The 20,142-nt window shown below is 74.2% G+C and carries 21 protein-coding genes; 14 read left to right on the forward strand and 7 right to left on the reverse strand.

The window, feature by feature from the left end; translation table 11 throughout:
- The first annotated feature begins 11 nt into the window (after window positions 1-11).
- The 3 genes from OG994_RS27285 (at window position 12) to OG994_RS27295 (ending at window position 1,970) form a co-directional block, all read left to right on the forward strand.
- Complete coding sequence (locus OG994_RS27285) at window positions 12-431, forward strand: VOC family protein (RefSeq protein WP_120329569.1); 420 nt, start codon at window positions 12-14, stop codon at window positions 429-431.
- Between the two features lie 13 nt (window positions 432-444).
- Window positions 445-1,113, forward strand: a complete 669-nt coding sequence (locus OG994_RS27290; RefSeq protein ID WP_120329570.1) for a DUF998 domain-containing protein — start codon at window positions 445-447, stop codon at window positions 1,111-1,113.
- Between the two features lie 86 nt (window positions 1,114-1,199).
- Window positions 1,200-1,970 (forward strand): enoyl-CoA hydratase/isomerase family protein, encoded by a 771-nt coding sequence (locus OG994_RS27295; protein WP_328851435.1) that lies wholly within the window; start codon window positions 1,200-1,202, stop codon window positions 1,968-1,970.
- Window positions 1,971-2,041: 71 nt separating this feature from the next.
- Here the strand turns inward: OG994_RS27295 and OG994_RS27300 are convergent, their stop codons facing one another.
- Together OG994_RS27300 and OG994_RS27305 are read right to left on the reverse strand one after the other, a co-directional pair.
- Window positions 2,042-3,571 carry an FAD-dependent oxidoreductase gene (locus OG994_RS27300; RefSeq protein ID WP_328851436.1) on the reverse strand — a complete coding sequence of 510 codons (1,530 nt, stop codon included), beginning with the start codon at window positions 3,569-3,571 and terminating at the stop codon, window positions 2,042-2,044.
- Window positions 3,572-3,624: 53 nt separating this feature from the next.
- Window positions 3,625-4,131 (reverse strand): MSMEG_6728 family protein, encoded by a 507-nt coding sequence (locus OG994_RS27305; RefSeq protein ID WP_120329573.1) that lies wholly within the window; start codon window positions 4,129-4,131, stop codon window positions 3,625-3,627.
- Between the two features lie 94 nt (window positions 4,132-4,225).
- On the opposite strand from OG994_RS27305, the gene OG994_RS27310 reads away from it, so the two are divergent.
- Window positions 4,226-6,127, forward strand: coding sequence for an NAD-binding protein (locus tag OG994_RS27310; RefSeq protein ID WP_120329574.1), 1,902 nt, complete (start codon window positions 4,226-4,228; stop codon window positions 6,125-6,127).
- Window positions 6,128-6,215: 88 nt separating this feature from the next.
- On the opposite strand, the gene OG994_RS27315 is transcribed toward OG994_RS27310, so the two are convergent.
- Window positions 6,216-7,493: an APC family permease gene (locus OG994_RS27315; protein ID WP_328851437.1), complete on the reverse strand. Its 1,278-nt coding sequence runs from the start codon at window positions 7,491-7,493 to the stop codon at window positions 6,216-6,218.
- A gap of 11 nt (window positions 7,494-7,504) precedes the next feature.
- The gene (locus OG994_RS27320; protein WP_120329576.1) at window positions 7,505-8,272 is read right to left on the reverse strand and encodes a phosphatase PAP2 family protein; all 768 of its coding nucleotides are present in this window, start codon (window positions 8,270-8,272) and stop codon (window positions 7,505-7,507) included.
- 68 nt (window positions 8,273-8,340) lie between these two features.
- Here OG994_RS27320 and OG994_RS27325 point away from each other — a divergent pair, with 68 nt between their 5' ends.
- Window positions 8,341-9,564: a DUF4032 domain-containing protein gene (locus OG994_RS27325; RefSeq protein ID WP_120329577.1), complete on the forward strand. Its 1,224-nt coding sequence runs from the start codon at window positions 8,341-8,343 to the stop codon at window positions 9,562-9,564.
- Window positions 9,565-9,568: 4 nt separating this feature from the next.
- Here OG994_RS27325 and nagA read toward each other — a convergent pair whose 3' ends face one another.
- From nagA to OG994_RS27340, 3 genes are read right to left on the reverse strand one after another with little or no spacing between them, the layout of a single operon-like run.
- Window positions 9,569-10,678, reverse strand: a complete 1,110-nt coding sequence (gene nagA / locus OG994_RS27330) for an N-acetylglucosamine-6-phosphate deacetylase (RefSeq protein WP_328851438.1) — start codon at window positions 10,676-10,678, stop codon at window positions 9,569-9,571.
- Entirely contained in the window at window positions 10,675-11,616 is a 942-nt protein-coding gene (locus tag OG994_RS27335) for an ROK family protein (RefSeq protein WP_328853809.1), read from the reverse strand. Before OG994_RS27335 ends, nagA begins: the two co-directional genes overlap by 4 nt.
- A 56-nt stretch (window positions 11,617-11,672) precedes the next feature.
- Entirely contained in the window at window positions 11,673-12,602 is a 930-nt protein-coding gene (locus OG994_RS27340; RefSeq protein ID WP_328851439.1) for an SIS domain-containing protein, read from the reverse strand.
- 199 nt (window positions 12,603-12,801) lie between these two features.
- Between OG994_RS27340 and OG994_RS27345 the strand changes: the two genes are divergently transcribed.
- From OG994_RS27345 to OG994_RS27385, 9 genes are all read left to right on the forward strand, one after another.
- On the forward strand, window positions 12,802-13,587 hold the full coding sequence (locus tag OG994_RS27345) for a DeoR/GlpR family DNA-binding transcription regulator (RefSeq protein WP_120329581.1): 786 nt from the start codon (window positions 12,802-12,804) through the stop codon (window positions 13,585-13,587).
- 88 nt (window positions 13,588-13,675) lie between these two features.
- Window positions 13,676-14,686, forward strand: a complete 1,011-nt coding sequence (locus OG994_RS27350) for an ATP-binding cassette domain-containing protein (protein ID WP_328851440.1) — start codon at window positions 13,676-13,678, stop codon at window positions 14,684-14,686.
- Window positions 14,683-15,699, forward strand: a complete 1,017-nt coding sequence (locus OG994_RS27355) for an ABC transporter permease subunit (RefSeq protein WP_328851441.1) — start codon at window positions 14,683-14,685, stop codon at window positions 15,697-15,699. The genes OG994_RS27350 and OG994_RS27355 overlap by 4 nt, the downstream gene beginning before the upstream one ends.
- A gap of 156 nt (window positions 15,700-15,855) precedes the next feature.
- Window positions 15,856-16,317 (forward strand): DUF3263 domain-containing protein, encoded by a 462-nt coding sequence (locus OG994_RS27360; RefSeq protein WP_328851442.1) that lies wholly within the window; start codon window positions 15,856-15,858, stop codon window positions 16,315-16,317.
- A gap of 416 nt (window positions 16,318-16,733) precedes the next feature.
- Window positions 16,734-17,390 carry a hypothetical protein gene (locus tag OG994_RS27365; RefSeq protein ID WP_328851443.1) on the forward strand — a complete coding sequence of 219 codons (657 nt, stop codon included), beginning with the start codon at window positions 16,734-16,736 and terminating at the stop codon, window positions 17,388-17,390.
- On the forward strand, window positions 17,387-17,797 hold the full coding sequence (locus OG994_RS27370; protein WP_120329585.1) for a phage holin family protein: 411 nt from the start codon (window positions 17,387-17,389) through the stop codon (window positions 17,795-17,797). The genes OG994_RS27365 and OG994_RS27370 overlap by 4 nt, the downstream gene beginning before the upstream one ends.
- 23 nt (window positions 17,798-17,820) lie before the next feature.
- The gene (locus tag OG994_RS27375; protein WP_120329586.1) at window positions 17,821-18,528 is read left to right on the forward strand and encodes a DUF3618 domain-containing protein; all 708 of its coding nucleotides are present in this window, start codon (window positions 17,821-17,823) and stop codon (window positions 18,526-18,528) included.
- A complete protein-coding gene (locus OG994_RS27380; protein WP_120329587.1) occupies window positions 18,521-19,402 on the forward strand; it encodes a hypothetical protein in 882 nt (293 codons plus the stop codon). Before OG994_RS27375 ends, OG994_RS27380 begins: the two co-directional genes overlap by 8 nt.
- Before the next feature lie 60 nt (window positions 19,403-19,462).
- Window positions 19,463-20,014, forward strand: coding sequence for a GNAT family N-acetyltransferase (locus OG994_RS27385; RefSeq protein WP_396844868.1), 552 nt, complete (start codon window positions 19,463-19,465; stop codon window positions 20,012-20,014).
- The last annotated feature ends 128 nt before the right edge of the window (window positions 20,015-20,142 follow it).

Below are 20,142 nucleotides of genomic sequence, written 5' to 3' on the forward strand. Positions count from 1 at the left end.
GCGTCTTGGGCATGACGATGAACGCACTGACCCGCTCCCAGATCTACGTCCTCGACCAGGACGAGGCGCTCGACTTCTACGTCGGCAAGCTCGGCTTCGAGGTGAACACCGACGTCGACCTCGGCTTCATGCGGTGGCTCACGGTGAACGTCCCGGGCGACCGGGACCGCGAGATCCTGCTGGAGAAGCCCGGCCCGCCGGCGCTCGACCCGGCCACCGCCGAGCAGGTCCGCGAGCTGCTGACCAAGGGCGCCATGGGGGGCTGGCTCTCCATCACGACCGACGACGCGCACAAGACGTACGAGACGCTGGTCGCCAAGGGCGTCGAGATCACCGACGAGCCGACCGAGCGGCCCTACGGGATCGACTTCGGCATCCGCGACCCGTTCGGAAACAAGATCCGCATCGGCCAGATGCGGCAGCAGGGCTGAGGAGGGCGGACCGGTGACCAAGGCGATGACGTTCCCCCTCGCGCGCCCGGCCGAGGCCGTCGGCCGGGACCGGCTCCTGCTGGTCGGGGGCATGCTGGCGGGCCCGATCTTCGTCGGGTCCGCGCTCGTCCAGGGTTTCACCCGGGACGGCTTCGACTTCCGTCGCCACCCGGTGAGCGTGCTGAGCACGGGTGAGCTGGGCTGGATCCAGATCCTCACGTTCCTGGTCACCGGTCTGCTCGCCATCGGCGCCGCGCGGGCGCTCACGCGGGTCGCGCCCGACGGCACCGTCTGGCTGCCGCGGCTGTTCACCCTCTACGGGATCGGGCTGGTGGGCGCCGGCGTCTTCAGCGCCGACCCGGGCGACGGGTTCCCCGCCGGCACCCCCCGCGGTCCGGGGCAGATCAGCTGGCACGGTGGACTGCACTTCCTCGCGGCGGCGGTCGCCTTCGTCTCGCTGATCGTGGCCGCCGTGCTGCTGGCCCGCCGATCGGCGCGGTCGGGCGACCGTGTCCGCGCCGGGCTGAGCCTGGCCGTCGGCGCCTACTTCGCGGTGGCCTGGATCGCCATGATCGTGGCGCCGGGGCCGGTGACCATGGTCGGCTTCGGGGTCGCCGTGACGGCCGGCTGGGTCTGGGTGACGGCGGTCCTCGCCCAGGTCGTGCGGACCGGCCGGAGCTGACACCGGCATCGTCCGAGCCCGGCGGCCACCCCGTGCGGTGGCCGCCGGGCCCGCGCCGTTAGGGTCACCGGCACCGGGCGAGGAGGGTGACGGTGGCGGACGCGGAACTCGTCGTCGAGGTGGCCGGGCCGGTGGCGACGGTGGTCATCCGTAACCCGGCACGGCGCAACGCCATGACCCCGGCCATGTGGCGGCAGCTCCCGCCGCTGCTCGACGAACTCGAGACCGACCCGGCGGTCCGCGCGCTGGTGCTCACCGGCGCGGGCGACACGTTCTGCGCCGGCGCCGACCTCACCGACCTCGACGAACTGCTGGCCGCAGGCGACGGGAGCATCGCGGTCGTCGCCGAGGAGCGGTTGGCGGCCTTCGCCAAGCCGACCATCGCGGCCGTACGCGGCGCGTGCGTCGGCGGCGGATGCCAGCTCGCGGCCGCCTGCGACCTGCGGATCGCCACCGCCGACGCGCGGTTCGGCGTGCCGCCCGCCCGGCTCGGCATCGTCTACCCCGCACCGACCACGCGGCGGCTGGCCCGGCTCGTGGGGCCGTCCGCCGCGAAGCACCTGCTGTTCACGGCCGAGCTGATCGACGCCGAGCGGGCCCTGCGGATCGGCCTGGTCGACGAGGTGGTCGCCGGCGAGCGGCTCACCGACCGCGTAGAGGAGATCACCTCGATGATCGCCGCGCGCTCACCGATCAGCGTCACGGCCGCCAAGGAGATCGTCGACGGCCGCGCCGGCCCGGACCGGATCGCCCACTGGCACCGGACGGCGCGGGAGAGCGGCGAGGCGCGGGAGGGCGTCGCGGCCGTCCGGGAACGGCGTACGCCCCGCTTCGCCTGGACGCCGCCGGCCGACTGAGCGAGCCGGGGCCGGCGTCCGCCGGACGTACCGGTCACCGTAGACGTGCCGGCGCTCCCCGGCCCGCCCGGTCACCGTCGCTTCGCGAGCAGGCCGCGCGGACGCACCGAGCGCACCGGCTCGGCGGCCCCACCCTCGGCGCGCAGGATGTGGTTGGCGGCGATGATCCCGGTGGCCGCCGCGCGTTCCATCAACGCGCTGGGGATGCCCGCGGTGATGCCGTCACCGGCCAGGAGGAGGCCCGCCGCGTCGGTGCGTACCCCCGGCCGTGCGGCGTGGCTGCCCGGGGTGAAGGCCGGCGCCCGCGCCTCCACCCGCGCACGCAGCTCGCGGACCCGCAGCCCGGCCACCTCCGGCCAGAGGGCCGCCAGCTCGGCGCGCATCCGCTCCGCCAGCTCCGCGGCGGGCACGCCCGGTTCGCAGGCGTACGCGTGCAGCTCCACCACGCTGCCGCCGGTGCGTTCGGCCCACCGGCGGGGTTCCCGCTCCAGCCGGTGGTAGAGCGTCACCGAGTCCAGCGTGGACTGGCGGGAGACCCCGCTGAAGACCGCCCGGTCGGGGCGTACGTCCCCGTCGAACCAGTAGCGGGCCACCGCGTACGGCGGGCCGGGCGTGCCGAACGCGGGCATCCGGGCCACCAGCCGCGGGGCGTGCGCGGCGAGGCCGGGGGAGGCGTCGACGAGCGCGGCGAGGGCCGGCGGGTCGACGGCCAGCACGACGTACGGGGCGTCGTACGCCGCGCCGTCACCGCCCACGACCCGCCAGCCGCCGTCGGTGCGGTGCAGCGCGGCGGCCGGCGTCCCGGTGAGCACCCGCCCGCCGTGCCGCTCGACGTGCCGGGTCAGCGGCGCCCAGATCGCCGTCGCGTAGTCCTCGTCCGGCGCGTCGAAGGCCAGCCCCTCCCCGTTTCCGAGGAGATAGAAGTGGAACTGCGCGACCAGTTCGGCGGCCGACATCTCGGCCTCGTGGTTGAAGAACGAGTGCGAGAAGACCTCGAAGAGCATCGCGCGGGCCCGGTCCGGCAGCCGCAGCGAGTCGAGCAGTTCGTCGGCGGTCCTCGCGTCGAGGTCGGCGTAGGTGCGCACCGGATGGTAGGTGAGCAGCGGCAGGGCCGCGTCGCGGTCCATGCGCCGCAGGTCCGCGAGGCGCAGGCTCGGGCTGCGCGCCAGCAGGGCGAGCAGGTTCAGGGGAGGCGCGGCCGGCAGGTCGCCGAACTCCTCGGTCGGCCACCGCGCCGACAGGATCGGATAGCCCGGCACGGGCCGCAGGAAGCCCAGGGCCGGGTCGATCCGCCGGAGGATCGCCCGCCAGTTGTAGTACTGCCGGAAGAACGCGTGGAAGCCGTGCTCCACCTGTTGCGTCCCGTCGGCGAGCCGCTCCGGCCAGGCGCCCAGCCGCCCGCCGAGCGACTTGGCCGCCTCCAGCACCGTGACCCGTACGCCCCGCTCGGCGAGCACCACGGCCGCCGACATGCCGGCGACCCCGCCGCCCACCACGACCGCCGCGACCGGATGCGGCACCCGCGGCGCGCCACCGCCGCCGGGGTCGACCGTGTGCGGCCGTACGCCGAGCAGCCGACCGACCAGACGGGACAGCGCCATGGCGGACCTCCTCCGGCCGGCACACAAGGAAGTGCCCTCATTAACGCATGACGTCAGGAAGGGTCTCTTCCGTTCGCCTCGGCCGTGAGGCAGCGGCGCTCCCGGTCCGAGGCGGGCCAGACGTACTCGAGGTCGGGCGGCACGTCGCCGAAGAGGGGGCGGTAGTGCGCGGGGTCCTTCCGCACGAGGGAGGACCGGTGGCTGAGGTGCAGGTCCTCCCGGCCCAGCCAGGGCGGCAGCTCACCGGCGGCGGCCAGTTCCTCCTGCGTACGGACCGTCTGGACGCCGCACGCCGCGGCGAGGTCCCGGGTCATGGTGGCGGCGCAGGTGTCCGCCCGACCGGGTTCGGACCAGACGGCGCACATGTCCAGCCCGTACCGGGTCAACGCCTCCTCGTACCCGGCCCACATCTTCACGGCGGGGTGGTTGCGCCACCCGTACGTCGGCCAGGTCAGCCCGCGCAGGACCTGGATGGTCTCCACCCGCTGCTTGCCCAGCCGCTTCTGGTCCAGCGCCCGGGCGCTGGCCAGGAAGTCCGGGTACGGGAGGAAGGTCTGCATGCGGCTGCTCTACCCGCCGGTCCGGGCCCCATGCCTGGCCTGGGACGAACCGGCAGGTCTCGCTCAGCGTGGTCGTCGTGATTACGATCCGGGCATGGGGGAGCCGTGGCGGGACCGGGCACGTCGGGCGGTCGAGTGGAACTGGCGGCTCCGACCAGCGGGCGATCCGCGCCCGCACTACGTCGTCTGCGGGCGTGACTCGCTGGCCTACTACGTGGCCAAGGCCCTGCTGGAGAGCGACCTCCCCGCCGGCGGTGCGCGCGTGACCGTCGTGGTGCCGGAGCGGCACCGCTCCAACGGTGCCGACGTGGCGACGCTCAAGGGCGTCCGGGTGGTCCGCTCGGACCGGCTCGACGAGGCGACGTTCCGGGCCGCCAACCTGCCCGGGGCGGCCGGGGTGGCCCTGCTCGACCAGGACGACGTGGGCAATTTGCACGCCGCGCTCTGCGCGCAGGCGGTCGACAGGCACGTCCGCCAGGTGCTGCGGATGTTCAACGGCACCCTCGCCGACGGCGTCCGTACGCTGCTCAAGGCTCCCGTCGAGGTGCTCTCCGACGCGGAGATGGCCGCGCCGGCGTTCGTCGCGGCGGCGCTCGGCGAGGTCGACCCGACGCACTTCCAGCACCGGGGCCGTACGCTGCGGCTGGCGCGCCGGGCCGACGTACGCGAGCAGGACGTGGTCTGCGGGCTGGCCGACCAGAGCGACCCGCAGCGGATGGTGCTGCTCCCGGCCGACCCGTCCACGGCCGACCTGGTGCTCGCCGAGGCGACCGGCCAGCCACCCGGCACCGAGGTCGCGGCGCGGCGGCTCGTCCGGGCGCGGCGCCGGCGCCGGCCCGTCGCCGTGCTGCTGCGGGCGGTCCGGGGCTTCGCCACCCGCAAGATCGGCATCGCCATGATGTTCGTGCTCGCCGTGGTCGTGCTGCTCGGGGCGCTGATCGCGCAGGCCGGGGACGTCTCGCCCGCCGAGGCGCTCTACCTCACCCTGGTCACCACGCTGAGCGGCGCCGACCCGGACACCGAGCAGTCGGCGTACGAGCAGGTCATGCAGGTGGTGCTGAACCTCGCCGGGCTGGCGCTGATCCCGCTCATCACCGCCGTCGTGGTCGACGGGATCGTCAACGCCCGGCTGGCCCTGCACACCGGCCGGCTCCAGCCGCACCGCTCGGGGCACGTCGTGGTGGTCGGTCTCGGCAACGTGGGCACGCGGGTCATGGCCCAGCTGCGCGAGTACGACGTCGAGGTCGTGGCCATCGACAAGAACCCGGAGCCGCGCGGCGGCACCCTGGCCCGGCAGTTGGAGGTGCCGCTCATCGTCGGCGACGCCGCCCAGCCGGAGACGCTGGAGGCCGCCTCGGTGGCCGACTGCCAGGCACTGGTGATCGTCTCCACGGACGACGTGGCGAACCTGGAGGCGGCCCTCGCCGCCCGGGACATCCGCGCGGACCTGCGGGTGGTGCTGCGGCTGTTCGAGAACGACTTCGCCGAGCGGGTCGAGGAGGCGTTCAACCTCGGTGTCTCCCGGTCGGTCTCCTACCTGGCGGCACCCGCCTTCACGGGCGCGTTGACCGAGCGGGCCGTGATCGCCACGATCCCGGTCGGCCGGCACGCGCTGCCGGTGGCCGAGGTGCCCGTGGCGGCCGGCTCCGAGCTGGACGGGCGCCCGCTCGGCGCCGTGTCCCGCGACGGCCAGGTACGCCTCATCGCCCGTACACCGGCCGGGGGCGGGCGGACGATCTGGTGGCGGGACCTCGACCCACGGCAGGTGATCTTCGCGGGCGACCGGCTGACCGTGGTCGCCCGCCGGGCCGGGCTGGACTGGCTGACCCGGCAGTGTGCGCCGCCGGTGCCCCATCCGACCCTGCCCGTGCAGCCGGGCGGCGACCAACCGGACGCGACGCCCCGCAACGGCGGCAACGGCAGCAACGGCGGGCCCCCGAAGGCCAGTCCGGACGACGACACCCCCGGCCGCCACCCCGCACTCCCGAACAGCTGACCGCGCGCCGCGCCCCGGGGTCAGCCAGCCCCGTCGATCATGAAGTTACTGCCGCGACACGCCGTCGACGAGGGCAATAACCTCATGATCACCGGGGCGGGTGGGACCGGGAGGGCGGGCCGGGTGGATGGGACCGCGAGGCGCGGAGGGCGTAGCCGGCCGCGCCGGCTGCCAGCACCGCGAAGCCGGCGATCACGCTGCTCGCGGGCAGGTTGACGGCGAGCAGCAGGCAGCCGGCCAGCCCCAGCGCGGCGAGCACCTGCACCGGCAGTTTCCGGCGGGGATCCCGGCCGAGGGTCAACGCCGCCGCGTTGGTGATCGCGTAGTAGACCAGCACCGTGCAGCTGGAGAAGCCGATGGCGTGGCGGACGTCGCCGAGCGACACCACGACGACCACCACGGCGGCGACGGCCAGTTCGGCGCGGTGGGGCACCCGGTACCGGGGGTGGACGGCGGCGAGGGCGCCCGGCACGTCCCGGCGGCGGGCCATCGCGAGCAGGGTGCGCCCCACCCCGGCGAGCAGGGAGAGCAGCACCCCGGTCACCGCGACGGTGGCGCCGGCCCGCACCACCCACGCCAGCCCGGGCAGCCCGGCGGCGGCCACCACGTCGGCGAGCGGCGCGGCGGAGTTGGCCAGCCGGTCGCTGCCGAGCACGCCGAGGGCGACCACGGCGAGGACCAGGTAGATCGCGAGCACCAGGCCGAGCGCGAGGGGCACCGCGCGGGGGATCGTGCGCTCCGGGTCGCGGACCTCCTCGCCCAGCGTGGCGATCCGGGCGTACCCCGCGAAGGCGAAGAAGAGCAGGCCGGCGGCCGTGAGCACGCCCCGGCCGGAGCCGCCGGGGTCGCCCAGCCGGTCCAGTTCGACCGGCCCGCCGGCCAGACCGGTGACGGCGACGAGCGCCAGCACCGCGAGCACCAGCGCCACCAGGATCTTCGTGGCGGTGGCGGTCCGGCCGATGCCGCGCAGGTTCACGGCCGTCACCGCGAGCACCGCGGCCACCGCCACCACCCGCGCGTGTCCCGGCCAGAGGTACGCCCCGATGGTCAGCGCCATCGCCGCGCAGCTCGCCGTCTTGCCGGCCACGAAGCCCCAACCGGCCAGGAAACCGGCGAACGGCCCGAGGCGTTCCCGCCCGTACACGTACGTGCCGCCGGACTCCGGGTAGCGGGCGGCCAGCCGGGCGGAGCTGGTCGCGTTGCAGAACGCGATGAATCCGGCCAGCACGAGGGCGGGGAGCAGCCCGGCGCCGCCGGCCGCCGCGGCGGCCGGGCCGAACACGACGAAGACGCCCGCGCCGAGCATCGACCCGAGCCCGATGACCACGGCGTCGGGTACGCCCAACCGGCGTTCGAGCTGGTTCACGTCGGGTCAGGCTACGGGCCGGAGGTGAACAGCCGGGTACGGGCCGATCCGGGCAGGCGGGCCGGCAGGGGTACGTCGTCCCACGGCACCCGGTGCAGCAGCCGGTCGAGGAGGAGGCCGAGCAGCAGACCGGCCACCGAGTCGGTGAGCCAGTGCCAGCCGAGGTAGGTGGTGGTGGTCAGGACGATCAACGGCGGCAGCACCCGGACGGCGAGGACCAGCCGGGGCGGGATCGTGCGCCCGTAGGTGCGCAGCAGCGGGGCGAGCAGCAGCGCGAGCATGCCGTACCAGACGATCGCGTTGGCCACGTGCCCGGACGGGTACGACTGCGCGAAGCGCAGCGGCAGGTCCTCCTGGAAGAGCGGGAGGGTCTGGTCGGGCGGGAGGAACGGCTTCTTCACGCTGGCGCTCGGCGCTGGCCGGGCGGTCCACACCTTCAGCGGCCCGATGGTCAGGTACGTGAGCACGAACGCCGCGAGCGGCGGCAGGACCGGCCGGACCGAGCGGACGCGGACGGCCAGCAGCACCCCGAGACCGACCGCGATCAGGGTCAGCGGCGTGCCCTGGCCGAGCAGGTTCAACACGCGGGCCACCCAGTACGCGGCCGCCGGCCGGTGCTCCTGCGCCCAGTCCGCCACCGCCCGGTCGACGCCGAAGAGCTGGTGGGTGACGAGCGCCACGGTCAGCCCGACCAGCGCGGCGAGCAGCAGCGCGTCGTACCACCAGCCGGCGGGCCGCACCGGGCGCGGCCGCACGCGTACCACCGGGGTCTCTCGCACCCGACCACGCTACCGGGTGCCGCTGTGGGCCCAGCCACGATGGGAAGCGCTCGGGGGCGACGCTTGTCATGCTTGTCTCCGTGCGGATCACGTCTGCCCTCGTGGACCCGGCGCTGCTCGACCTGCCGTGGTCGACTCCGCTGGAGGAGTGGCCTGCCCAGCACCTGGTGGCGCTGCCGCAGGGCATCTCCCGGCACATCGTCCGCTTCGTCCGGCTCGGCGACTACGTGTACGCCGTGAAGGAGACCGCCGAGCGGGTCGCGGAGCGGGAGTACGACCTGCTCCGCGCGCTGGAGCGGATCGACTTCCCGGCGGTGGAGGCGGTGGCGATCGTCGCCGACCGGCAGAGCGACGACGGCGAGCCGCTGGACCCGGTGCTGATCACCCGGCACCTGCAGTTCTCGCTGCCCTACCGGGCGCTGTTCTCGCACACCCTGCGGCCCGAGACGATGAACCGGCTGCTCGACGCGCTCGCCGCGCTGCTGGTCCGGATGCACCTCACCGGCTTCTTCTGGGGCGACTGCTCGCTGTCGAACACGCTGTTCCGCCGGGACGCCGGCGCGTTCGCGGCGTACCTCGTCGACGCCGAGACGGGCGCGCTGCACCGGTCGCTCTCCAATGGACAGCGCAACGAGGACCTGGAGATCGCGCGGGTCAACATCTTCGGTGAGGCGCTGGACCTGGAGGCCGCGGGGCTGCTGCACCCGTCGATCGACCCGGAGAAGGTCAGCGAGGAGGTCGTGCAGCGGTACGAGCGGCTCTGGCACGAGATCACCTACGAGCAGCAGGTCGAGCGGGACGCCCGGCACGACATCGACACCCGGATCCGCCGCCTCAACGAGCTCGGGTTCGACGTCGCCGAGATCGCCGTGTCGACCATCGACGACGGGCGTTACCTGGTGCGCCCGAAGGTGGTCGACGCCGGCTACCACAGCCGGCGGCTGCTGCGCCTCACCGGCCTGGACGCCGAGGAGAACCAGGCGCGCAAGCTCCTCAACGACCTGGACGCGTACCGGGCCGAGAGCGACCTCACGGACGAGCAGCAGGCCGCGCACCGCTGGCTGACCGAGGTCTTCGAGCCGGTGGTCCGCGCCGTGCCCGCGCACCTGCGCCGCAAGCTGGAGCCGCAGGAGCTGTTCACGCAGATCATCGAGCACAAGTGGCTGCTCTCCGAGCGCGCCGGCCGGGACGTCGGCATGGCGCCGGCCGTGCAGTCGTACCTGTCGGAGGTGCTGGTGCACCGGCCCGACGAGCAGGCGGTGCTCGGCGTGGAGATCCCCACCGCCGGCTGACGCGTCACTCCTGCCAGGCGCCGGCGCGCAGCACACGCACCACGTTGAGGTCGTCGTCCAGCACCACGAGGTCGGCGCGCAGGCCCACCTGGAGGGCGCCCAGCCGGTCGCCGAGACCGATGGCGCGGGCCGGGGTGGTGGCGACCATCCGGGCCGCGTCCGCCATGGGGATCCCGGCGGCGACCGCGTGCCGCAGCGCCGCGTCCATGGTGAGCGTGCTGCCGGCGATGGCGCCGTCGCGGCTCAGCCGGGCCACGCCGTCGCTGACCGTCACGGCCTGGCCGCCCAGCTCGTACTCGCCGTCGGGCATGCCGGCGGCGGCCATCGCGTCGGTGACCAGCGCGGCCCGTTCCGGACCGGCCACCGAGGTGGCGAACGTGAGCATCCCGTCGTGCAGGTGCACCCCGTCGGCCACCAGCTCGCAGATGACGTTCGGCGCCTCCAACAGCGCCACGACCGGGCCCGGCTCGCGGTGGTGCACCGGCCGCATCCCGTTGAACAGGTGGGTGGCGACGCTCGCGCCGGCCGCCACGGCGGCGCGGGTCTCGTCGTACGTGGCGTCGGTGTGACCCACGGCGGCGACGACCCGGTGCGCGGTGAGCAGCTTGACGGCCTCCAGCGCGCCGTCCCGCTCGGGCGCGAGCGTGACCATCCGGATGGCGTCGCCGCCCAGCTCGATGAGCTCGGCCAGTTCGTCGGTGGAGGGGTCGCGCAGGTGTTCGGGGTTCTGCGCGCCGCAGCGGGCCGTCGAGAGGTACGGCCCCTCGAAGTGGATGCCGGCCAGCACCCCCTCGTCCACGAGCGGGCGGAACGCGGCGGTGGCCGCCCGCATCAGCGCGAACGGCGAGCTGACGAGGCTGGCCAGCAGCGTGGTCGTACCGTGCCGCAGGTGGAAGGTGGCCGCCTCCCGGGCCTGGTCGGCGTCCCCGGTGGTGAAGGTGTGGCCGCCGCCGCCGTGGGTGTGCATGTCCACGAAGCCGGGGAGGATCCAGTGCCCGTCGCGGATCGACGGGTACTCGGCCACCGCGGTGATCCGGTCGCCGTCCCACTCGACGCAGCCCTGCCGGATGACTCCGGTCGGGGTCACCACCTTGCCGCTCACCCGCTGGGTCATCGCGTCTCCATGCTTCTCGGGACGCCGAGGGCGTCGAGTGCGAGCAGGGCGGCGCCGAGGCAGCCGGCCTCGTCGCCGAGGGCCGCCGCGACCAGCCGCGGCTCCCGGTGGAAGGTCATCCGTTCGTGCAGCGCCGCGCGGAGCGGGCCGAGTAGCCGCTCACCGGCCTGCGCGAGCCCGCCGCCGACCACGATCGTGGCGACGTCGAAGAGGGCCTGCCCGCTGGCCAGCCCGTCGGCGAGCGCCTCGACGGTCTCGGTCCAGACCTGCGCCGCGAGCGGCTCGCCGGCGGCGGCCCGCTCGGCCACGTCGGCGGCGGTGGCGGGCGTCCCGGCGAGTTCGGCGTACCGGCGGCCGACCGCGGAGGCGGAGGCGACCGCTTCGAGGCATCCGGGCCGGCCGCAGCCGCAGCGCGGGCCGCCCGGGCGGACCAGGATGTGCCCGATCTCCCCGGCGGCGCCGTGTGCGCCGACGCTCGCGGAACCGTCGACCACGTGCGCGGCCGCGATGCCGGTCCCGATGGCCACGAAGAGGACGTGCCCGGCGCCCCGTCCCGCGCCGAGCCGGGCCTCGGCGAGACCGCCCGCGCGTACGTCGTGCCCGATCGCGGTGGGCAGGCCGAGCCGCGTCACCGCGAGGTCCCGCAGCGGTACGTCGCGGAAGCCGACGTTCGCCGACCAGACGGCGACGCCGCGTGCCTCGTCGACGATCCCCGGTACGGCGATCCCGAGCGCGACCGGGGTGCGGCCGTCGGCGCGTGCCTTGGCGGCGAGCCCGTCGGCGACGTCGAGGATGGTGTCGACCACGGCCGCCGGTCCGCGTCCCGCGTCGGTGGGATGCCGTTCGGTGTGCACGGTGGCGCCGTCCGGGCCGACCAGGGCGCACTTCATGCCGGTGCCGCCCACGTCCACGGCCACGACGACGTCACCGCCGCCCACCCTGCCGTTCTCCGGCGGCGCGACCGCCGCACCGCCGTGGCGGATGGTGCGATCGCTCACGTGAGCACCACGGACCGGGTCAGGTGCCGGGGCGCGTCCGGGTCGAGGCCCCGGCTGGTGGCGAGCGCCACCGCGAACCGCTGGGCCAGGATCAGGTCGGCCATCGGGTCCACGGGGGTGCGGCCCGCCGCCCAACTGCCCAGCACCGTCCGGCAGCCGTGGGTACGGCTGTGGACGAACGCGGCGCCGGTGGCCGTGACGTTCTCGACGAGGCCCTCGGGAAGCGTGCCGAACGCCCAGACGAGCCGTCCGGGGGCGGCGATCGAGATCGGGCCGTGCCGGTAGTCCATGGCCGGGTACGCCTCGGCCCAGAACGTGGCGGCCTCGCGGCACTTGAGCGCGGCCTCCTGGGCCAGGCCGACCGTCCATCCCCGACCGAGGAAGGTGACCTGCTCGATGCGGGTCGGCTCGATCGGCAGCGGGGCGCGGACGGCCACCTCGGCGTCCGCGGCCAGCGTCTCCACGTTCTCGCCGAGGTGCGCGCGCAGCAGGGCCAGCGCGGTCGTCGCGAAGCGGGTCTGCACCACCGAGCGCTCGTCGGCGAAGGAGAGCGTCACGGTGGCGTCGGCGAGCCGCACGGCGGGCGTCTCCGGGTCACCCACGAGGACGGTCGTCGGCACGTGTCCGCGCAGCGCGCGGAGCAGGTCGACCACCTCGGTGGTGGTGCCGGATCGCGTGATGGCGACCAGCCGGTCGTAGCGCCGCCCGGCCGGGAACTCGGAGGCCTGGAAGGCGTCCGTCTCGCCCTGGCCGGCCTGCTCGCGCAGGGCCGCGTACGCCATGGCCATGAACCACGACGTGCCGCACCCGACGACGGCGACCCGCTCGCCGCATCGGGGCAGGTCGGCGCGGACGCCGGCGGCGAGTTCGGCCGCCCTGCGCCAGCAGTCGGGCTGGCTCGCGATCTCCGCGTCCACGTACGCCATGAGGACTCCTCGCAGCAGGCGGCCGTGCGCAATACGGCTCGATTTACCCGGCTTTCGCGCGCCATTCTGCGCGAACGGGGGTGCTCGTGGCAACCGATGGGCCGATCGAGCAGGTCGATGTTTTGCGCCCTCGTAGTTTCGCGCACTAGTGTGCACGCAATCAATCACCAATCGTGCAGTCGCTGGGAGGGCCCGCGCGGTGGACCGGTACGCCAGATGGAACGCGCTGCTCGAGATGCTGACCGACAGCGGCCGCGTCAGCGTCGAGGAGGCGGCCGAGCGGCTGAGCGTCTCCCAGGCGACCATCCGGCGGGACTTCGACCAGCTCGCCCAGCAGCAGATGATCACGCGTACGCGGGGCGGCGCCGTGGCCAACGGGGTCTCGTACGACCTGCCGTTGCGCTACAAGACGGCCAAGCACTCGGCCGAGAAGCAACGGATCGGCACGGCCGCCGCGGCGCTCGTCTCGCCTGGCACCGTGGTCGGCCTCAACGGCGGCACCACCAGCACCGAGGTGGCCCGGGCCCTGGCCGTGCGTCCCGACCTGAACACCAGCGCCGAGGGCGCCCAGCTGACCGTGGTGACCAACGCGCTGAACATCGCCAACGAACTGCTCGTCCGCTCGCGCATGAAGGTCGTGGTGGCCGGCGGCGTGGTCCGGCCGAAGTCCTTCGAACTGGTGGGCCCGCTGGGCGGGGCGCTGCTGCGCGAGGTAACCCTGGACGTCGCCCTGCTCGGTGTCGACGCCATCGATCCGCAGCTCGGCGCCGCCGCCCACCACGAGGGTGAGGCGGCCATGAACAGCCTCATGGTGGCCCGTGCCAAGCGGGTGGTGATCATCGCGGACTCGTCCAAGCTGGGCGGTCACGCCTTCGCCCGCATCTGCTCGGTGGACCGGGTGGAGACCCTGGTCACCGACTCCGGCGCGAATCCCGAGGTGGTGGCGGCGTTCCGCGCCGCCGGGGTGCACGTCATCTGCGCCTGAGCGGCGCGTCGTGCATACCGGGTATTGAGCCGAGGTGCATACCGCGTATGGTGTCGGCTGTCACGCCCACCATCGGGGGAGGTGCAGCTTGCCAGCTGTCCTGGAGATCGAAGGTCTACGGAAGACCTACAAGAGCCGCCGGCGCGGGACCCGCAACGCGCTGGACGGCTTCGACATGCGGGTGGAGGCCGGGCAGGTGCACGGCTTCCTGGGTCCGAACGGGTCCGGCAAGACGACGACCCTGCGGACGCTGCTCGGCCTCATCCGGCCCAACGCCGGCCGGATGCGGATCCTCGGTCAGGAGGTGCCGGAGGCCCTGCCGGTCGTCGCCGGGCAGGTCGGCGCCATCGTCGAGAGCCCGCAGTTCTTCCCGCACTTCACGGCCCGGGACACGCTGTCGTTGCTGGCGTCCGCCGGTGACGTGCCGGCCACCCGCGTCGACGAGGTGCTGGAACTCGTCGGGCTGCGTGACCGGGCGGGCGAGCGGGTCAAGACGTACTCGCTCGGCATGAAGCAGCGCCTGGCCGTCGCCTCGGCGCTGCTCAAGAACCCGAAGCTGCTGATCCTCGACGAGCCGGCCAACGGCCTCGACCCGGGCGGCATCCGCGAGATGCGTACGCTGATGCGCACCCTCGCCGAGTCCGGCATGACCGTCGTGCTCTCCAGCCACATCCTCGGCGAGATCCAGCTGATCTGCGACTCGGTCACGATCATCTCGCTGGGCCGCCGGGTGGCCTTCGGCCCCGTCGACGAGGTGCTCGCCCAGCACTCCTCCGGCGCGGTGCGCGTACGCCTGGAGGCCGCCGCCGACCTGCCGGCCGCCACCGAGGTGCTCACGCGGGCCGGGGTCCGCGTCACCGGGCAGGCGGACCATCTGATGCTCGCCGGCGTCGACAAGCCGGCCACGGTCACGCGGCTCCTCGCCGAGCAGGGCCTCTACGTGAGCGAGCTGACGCCCGTCACCGTCGACCTGGAGAGCGTCTTCCTCGAACTGACCGCCACGGCGCCGGTGCCCGGCCAGCACCGGCAGGTCGACCAGTCCACGAAGGTCGGTGGGCCGGAGCAGTCCGGCGCCGCCGGAGGGAGGTGGGGGGCGTGAGCCTCTACCGTACGGAGCTGCGCCGGCTCGTCAAGCGGCGCTTCACCCGCTACATGACGCTCCTCGGCCTGCTCGTGCTGCTCGCCGTCGTGGTCGGGACGTTCCTCACGAACGAGAAGCTGGACGCCGACGCCATCGCCCGCGCCGAGCGTCAGGCCGAGCAGTCGTACCAGGAGCAGGTGCGCTGGACCGCGCAGGAGAAGGCGGCCTGCGAGGCGGCCAAGGCGGCCGGTACGGCCGACGACGGCCGCTACCCCGACGACTGCTCGGTGATCAGCCCGCCGCCCCGCGAGGCGATCGAGACCTCGTGGTTCCTCCCGTCGACGTTCGACTTCCGCGAGAGCTTCGCCGAGACGCTGATCCCGTTCGCCGGCATCCTCGCGCTGGTCGGCTTCGTCATCGGCGCGTCCTTCGTGGGCGCCGAGTGGAGCACCGGCGGGATGATGAACCTCCTGCTGTGGCGGCCACGGCGGTTGACCGTCCTGCTGACCAAACTCGCGGCGCTGCTCACCGGGCTGCTCACGGTGACCCTGGCCGCCGCGGTGGCCTGGTTCGCCGGGTTCTGGCTGGTCGCCACGTTCCGCGGGAACACGGAGAAGATGACGGCCGGGGTGTGGCAGTCGTTCACCCTCACCGGGCTGCGCGCCGTGGCGCTGGTGCTCGCCGTCACGGCGGTGGGCTTCGCCCTGGCCTCGCTGGGACGGCACACCGCCATGGCGCTCGGCGGCGTCGTCGCCGTCATGGTCGTCGGTCAGTTCGGTCTCGGCATCCTGCTGGACATGGCCGGGGTGCGCTTCCCGGAGGCGTGGCTGCTGCCGACGTACGCGGTGGCCTGGATGCAGAAGAAGGTGACCCTGGAGGACTGGCAGTCCTGCAACGCCACGGTCTTCGGTGAGTGCAAGCCGGACACCTTCGACGTCACCTGGCAGCAGTCCTCGGTGCTCTTCGTGGTGGGCGTCGCGGTCATCCTCGGTGCGGCGCTCTGGGCGATGCGCCGGCGCGACATCTCCTGATCGTCCGGTCGCAACGGCGGGCCGTTCGGGGAGGGCGGCCCGCCGGGTGACCGGGCGGGCCCCGGCACGCCCGGATGCGGCTCGCGTCGCCCCTGGTTAGGCTGGGGTTCCCCCCGGTCGGCGTCGCGGTGCCGGCCCGTCCGTCCGAGGAGCGCCATGCAGTCCGCCGACGCCGCCCCGGCCGCCGAGCCGCCCGCCGGAGCGCCCGACGCCGCCACCCGGCCGCCGTCGTCGCGCGGGCGCACCGGGTCCGCGTCCGTGCCGCCGCCTCGCTCCGCGCCGGCGGCCGAGACCGTACGTGAGGACGGCGACCGGACGGCGGAGGAGACCGCGGGGCCCGGGACGGTACGCGAGGACGGCGACCGCGCGGCGCCGGCGGATTCCGGCCCGGTCCTGACCGAGCGGGAACACGCCATCCTCGCCTTCGAGCGGCAGTGGTGGCGGCACGCCGGTGCGAAGGAACAGGCCATCCGGGACGCCTTCGGTCTCTCCGCCACCCGCTACTACCAGCTGCTCAACGCGCTGCTCGACAACCCGGCGGCGCTCGCCGCCGAGCCGGTGCTCGTCGGCCGGCTGCGCCGGCTGCGCTCATCCCGCGCCCGCAACCGCCGCCGCTGAGGCCGTCGGCACCCGATCGGACCGCGACGGGCGCGGGCGCGCCCACGGCGACGATTGCGAGGCTCGTCCACGGCCCGGGCGGACCACCCTCGTTGACCGGGTCCTGTCGAGCTGCCCCGTATCTGGGGCACCGTCGTCGGCCGGGCGCCCGGTCACCACCGTCCCGTCCCGCCCACCCCGCGCCGCGGTGGCGTATCCGACGGCCCGCGCACCCTGTCGGAACCGTCCGCGGAGGGGCTGCCCGTCCGGTCGCGACCGCCGGTCGCCCGGCTCACCGATGCCGTGTGGACTGCACGGATCCGCGGCCCGGCCGGGGATCGGTCCGCACCGGCCCGAACGAATGTCGCGGGACCGGGCGGGTAGGCGGATGGCGTTCCGGGCCACACGTGGCCCGGGGCCGAGGAAGGGAGTGCACGATGACGGCGATCAACCAGAACAGACCGCCGGGAGGCACCACCGAGCAGGCCCGCCAGCAGGCGTCCCGGGTCGGTCAGCAGACGGCACATGCCGGTGGTCAGATCGGACACGCCGCTGCCGAGCAGGGCCGGGAGGTGGCCGCGCAGGCGCGGTACCAGGCCCAGCACCTGACCCACGAGGCCACCTCGCAGTTGCGCGAGCAGGCCCGTATGCAGCAGCACCGGGCCGCCGAAGGACTGCGCGGGCTGGGTCGGGAACTCGGCTCCGTGGCCGAACGCACCGACTCCGGCATGACCGGTGAGGTCGTCCGGCGCGTCGCCGACGCCGCGCAGCGGGCGGCCGGCTGGCTCGACGAGCGGGAGCCGGCCGACGTGCTGCACGAGGTGCGCGACTACGCCCGGCGGAACCCGGGTCGGTTCCTGGCCGGCGCGGCGGTGGCCGGACTGCTGTTCGGCCGGCTCACCCGAAGCCTGACCTCGTCGCCGGACGGGGAACGACCGGAGCACCGGATGCCCCCGGGTGGCCAGCCGTACGAGCGTGAGGTCACGGCGCCGTACACCGCCGAGAGCGCCTACAGCGGCGCGGCCCGGGCGGAGAACGTGTCGCCCGACGGTCGGCGGCAGGAGCCCGGCGTCCCGGGTGGGGTGGCGCCATGAGTGCCCCGGAGAAGGAGCGGGTGCGCACCCAGTCGGTCGGTGACCTGCTGGGTGACGTGACCCGCGACATGTCCACGCTGGTCCGCCAGGAGATCCAACTGGCCAAGGCGGAGCTGCGGGAGGAAGCGAAGTCGGCCGCCAAGGCCGGCGGCATGTTCGGCGGCGCGGCGCTGGCAGGATTCCTGACGATCCTGTTCGTCTCGTACGCGGCGTGGTGGGGTCTGTCCAACGTGATGGACCAGGGCTGGGCAGCGCTGATCGTGGCGGCTGTCTGGGCGGTGGCCACCGCCATCCTGGCCGTCGCCGGACGGGCGAGGCTGCGCCAGGTCCGTGGCGTGTTGCCACGGACGCAGGAGACCGTACGGCAGGTCCCGGGCGCGATTCGCGACCCGATTCGCGACCGGTGACCGGAGCCGGAAGGGAGCAGACGATGTCGACCGATCCGGACCGGATCCGGCAGCAGATCGAGTACACGCGCGGGGAGCTGAGCACCAACGTCGACGCGCTCAGCGACAAGGTCAACCCGCGGCGTATCGCGAGCGACCGGGTCGGGCAGGCCCGGGGCATGCTCACCCGGATGAAGGAGAAGGTGATGGGTACGTCGTCGCACATGAGCGACGCGGCGGGTCAGAAGATGTCCTCCGCCGCCGGCTCGGTGCAGCACATGGGCGAACAGGCCGGCCACCGGATGTCGTCCGCCGCCGGCTCGGTCCAGCACATGGGCGAGCACGCGGGTGAGCGGATGTCCCACGCCGCCGACTCCGCGCGGCAGCAGGCCCGCTCGATCGGGCACCAGTCCCGGGAGCAGGCGCAGGGCAACCCGATGACGGCCGGTCTGCTCGCCTTCGGCGCCGGTGTGCTGGTCTCGGCGCTGATGCCGCCGAGCCGCAGGGAGCGGCAGTGGGCCGGGCAGGCCCGGGAGATGGTCGGCCAGCACGCTGGCGACCTGCGGCACCAGGCCGGTCAGTTCGGCCAGCAGCTCACCGCCGGCATGCGCGGCCCCGCGCAGGAGGCGGCCCGGTCGGTGGGTTCCACCGCCGCCAGGGGCGCCGCCGCCGTCGCCGAGGAGGGCCGGTCCGCGGCCCAGCACGTGCGCGGTGAGACGCAGGAGGCCGTCGGCGAGGTCCGGCGTGGCTGAGCCGGTACGGGCGGTGGGGCGGGCCCCGCTCATGCGGGTCCGCTCCGCCTCCGCGCCGGCGCCGGGCCGGGACGTCAACGAGGATCTCGTGTTCCGGTTCGGCGCCCTCGTCGGCGTGCTCGACGGCGCCACCGTGCCGGAGGGGTTCGACACCGGATGCGTGCACGGCCCGGAGTGGTACGTCCGGCACCTCGCCGCCCGGATCGGGCTGGCCGAGGCGGTGCGCCCCACGGCCAGTCTCATGAGCAACCTCGCGGCGGCGATCCTCGCGGTACGCGCGGACCACGGCGGCGTGTGCGACCTGGACCATCCGGGAACGCCCTCCAGCACCGTCTGCCTGCTGCGCGAGGGCGGCGACCAGGTGGACTACCTCGTGCTCTGCGACAGCCCGCTGGTGCTGGACGCGGGCGGGCGCGTCAGCGTCGTGTCGGACGACCGGCTCGACGCCGCCATGGCGGAGCTGCGCCGCACGGTGGCGGCGGTGCCGGCCGGGACCGCGGACCGGACCACCCGGTTCCGGCAGGCGGTCGGCATCCAGCGGGAACGCATGAACCGTACGCACGGCTACTGGGTGGCCGCGTCCGACCCCGACGCGGCGTACCACGCGGTGACCGGGACCGTGCCGCTGCGCGGGCCGGGGGCGCTGCGCCGGGCCGTGCTGCTGAGCGACGGCGCCTCCGCGGCCGTCGAGCAGTTCGACCTCATGGACTGGTCGGGGCTGCTCGACCTGGTGAGCGCCGAGGGGCCGGACGCCCTCATCGGCCGCGTACGCGCCGCCGAGCGGGACCTGTCCGACCGGCTGCGCCGGCACAAGCGCGCGGACGACGCGTCGGTGGTCCTCTGCGAGTTCGGTCCGGGCGACAGCGGAGCGTAAGGCCGGACCCGGTCCACCCGACCGGTCGGTACCTGGCGACGGACCGCCAGTCACCGCCGAATGGGGTGGACTTCTCCCGGTAGGGGCGGCAGACTGCGCGACGTGACGGGTGAGGTCCGGATTGCGCCGGTGGACGAGCACAACCTTGAGCCGTTGCTCTCCGTAGCGGCCGCCGAGGCGGAGCCCGGTGAGGTGATGCCGCCGGTGGAGGCGCCGGCGGGCTGGTCGCACGCGCGTCGGGAGGCGTTCCGCGAGTTCCACCGGGCCAGCTTCGGTGGGCTCGCCGGCCCGACCCGGACGCAGATGTACGCGATCCTCGCCGGCGGCGAGGTGGTCGGGATGGTCCGGATGACCCGGCGTGACGATCCGGGGACGGTGGAGACCGGCATGTGGCTCGGCCGCTCCGCACGCGGCCAGGGCGTCGGTGGGGCGGCCCTGCGGGAGCTGCTGAACGAGGCGGCCGCGGCCGGCATGCGCACCGTGGTGGCCGAGACCACCTCCGACAACACCGGCGCGCTCCAGGTGCTCGAAAAATGCGGCGCCACATTGCGTCACGACGCCGGCAAGGTGTACGCGGAAATCTGTCTGGATTCGACTCCGCCGGCCCTCTGAACCGATTCGCGCGGTCGTCGACCGGCTGTCCTTTTCGCACTCCTGACCTGCCTCTACGTGTCTCATCGCCCCTTTTGGCGCGATGATCACCCGCTTTTCGGAATTCATTTCGCTCGCATTTCCCGGAA

Origin of the sequence: Micromonospora globbae, assembly GCF_036184225.1 — a bacterium.
Taxonomy (GTDB): Bacteria; Actinomycetota; Actinomycetes; order Mycobacteriales; family Micromonosporaceae; genus Micromonospora; species Micromonospora globbae.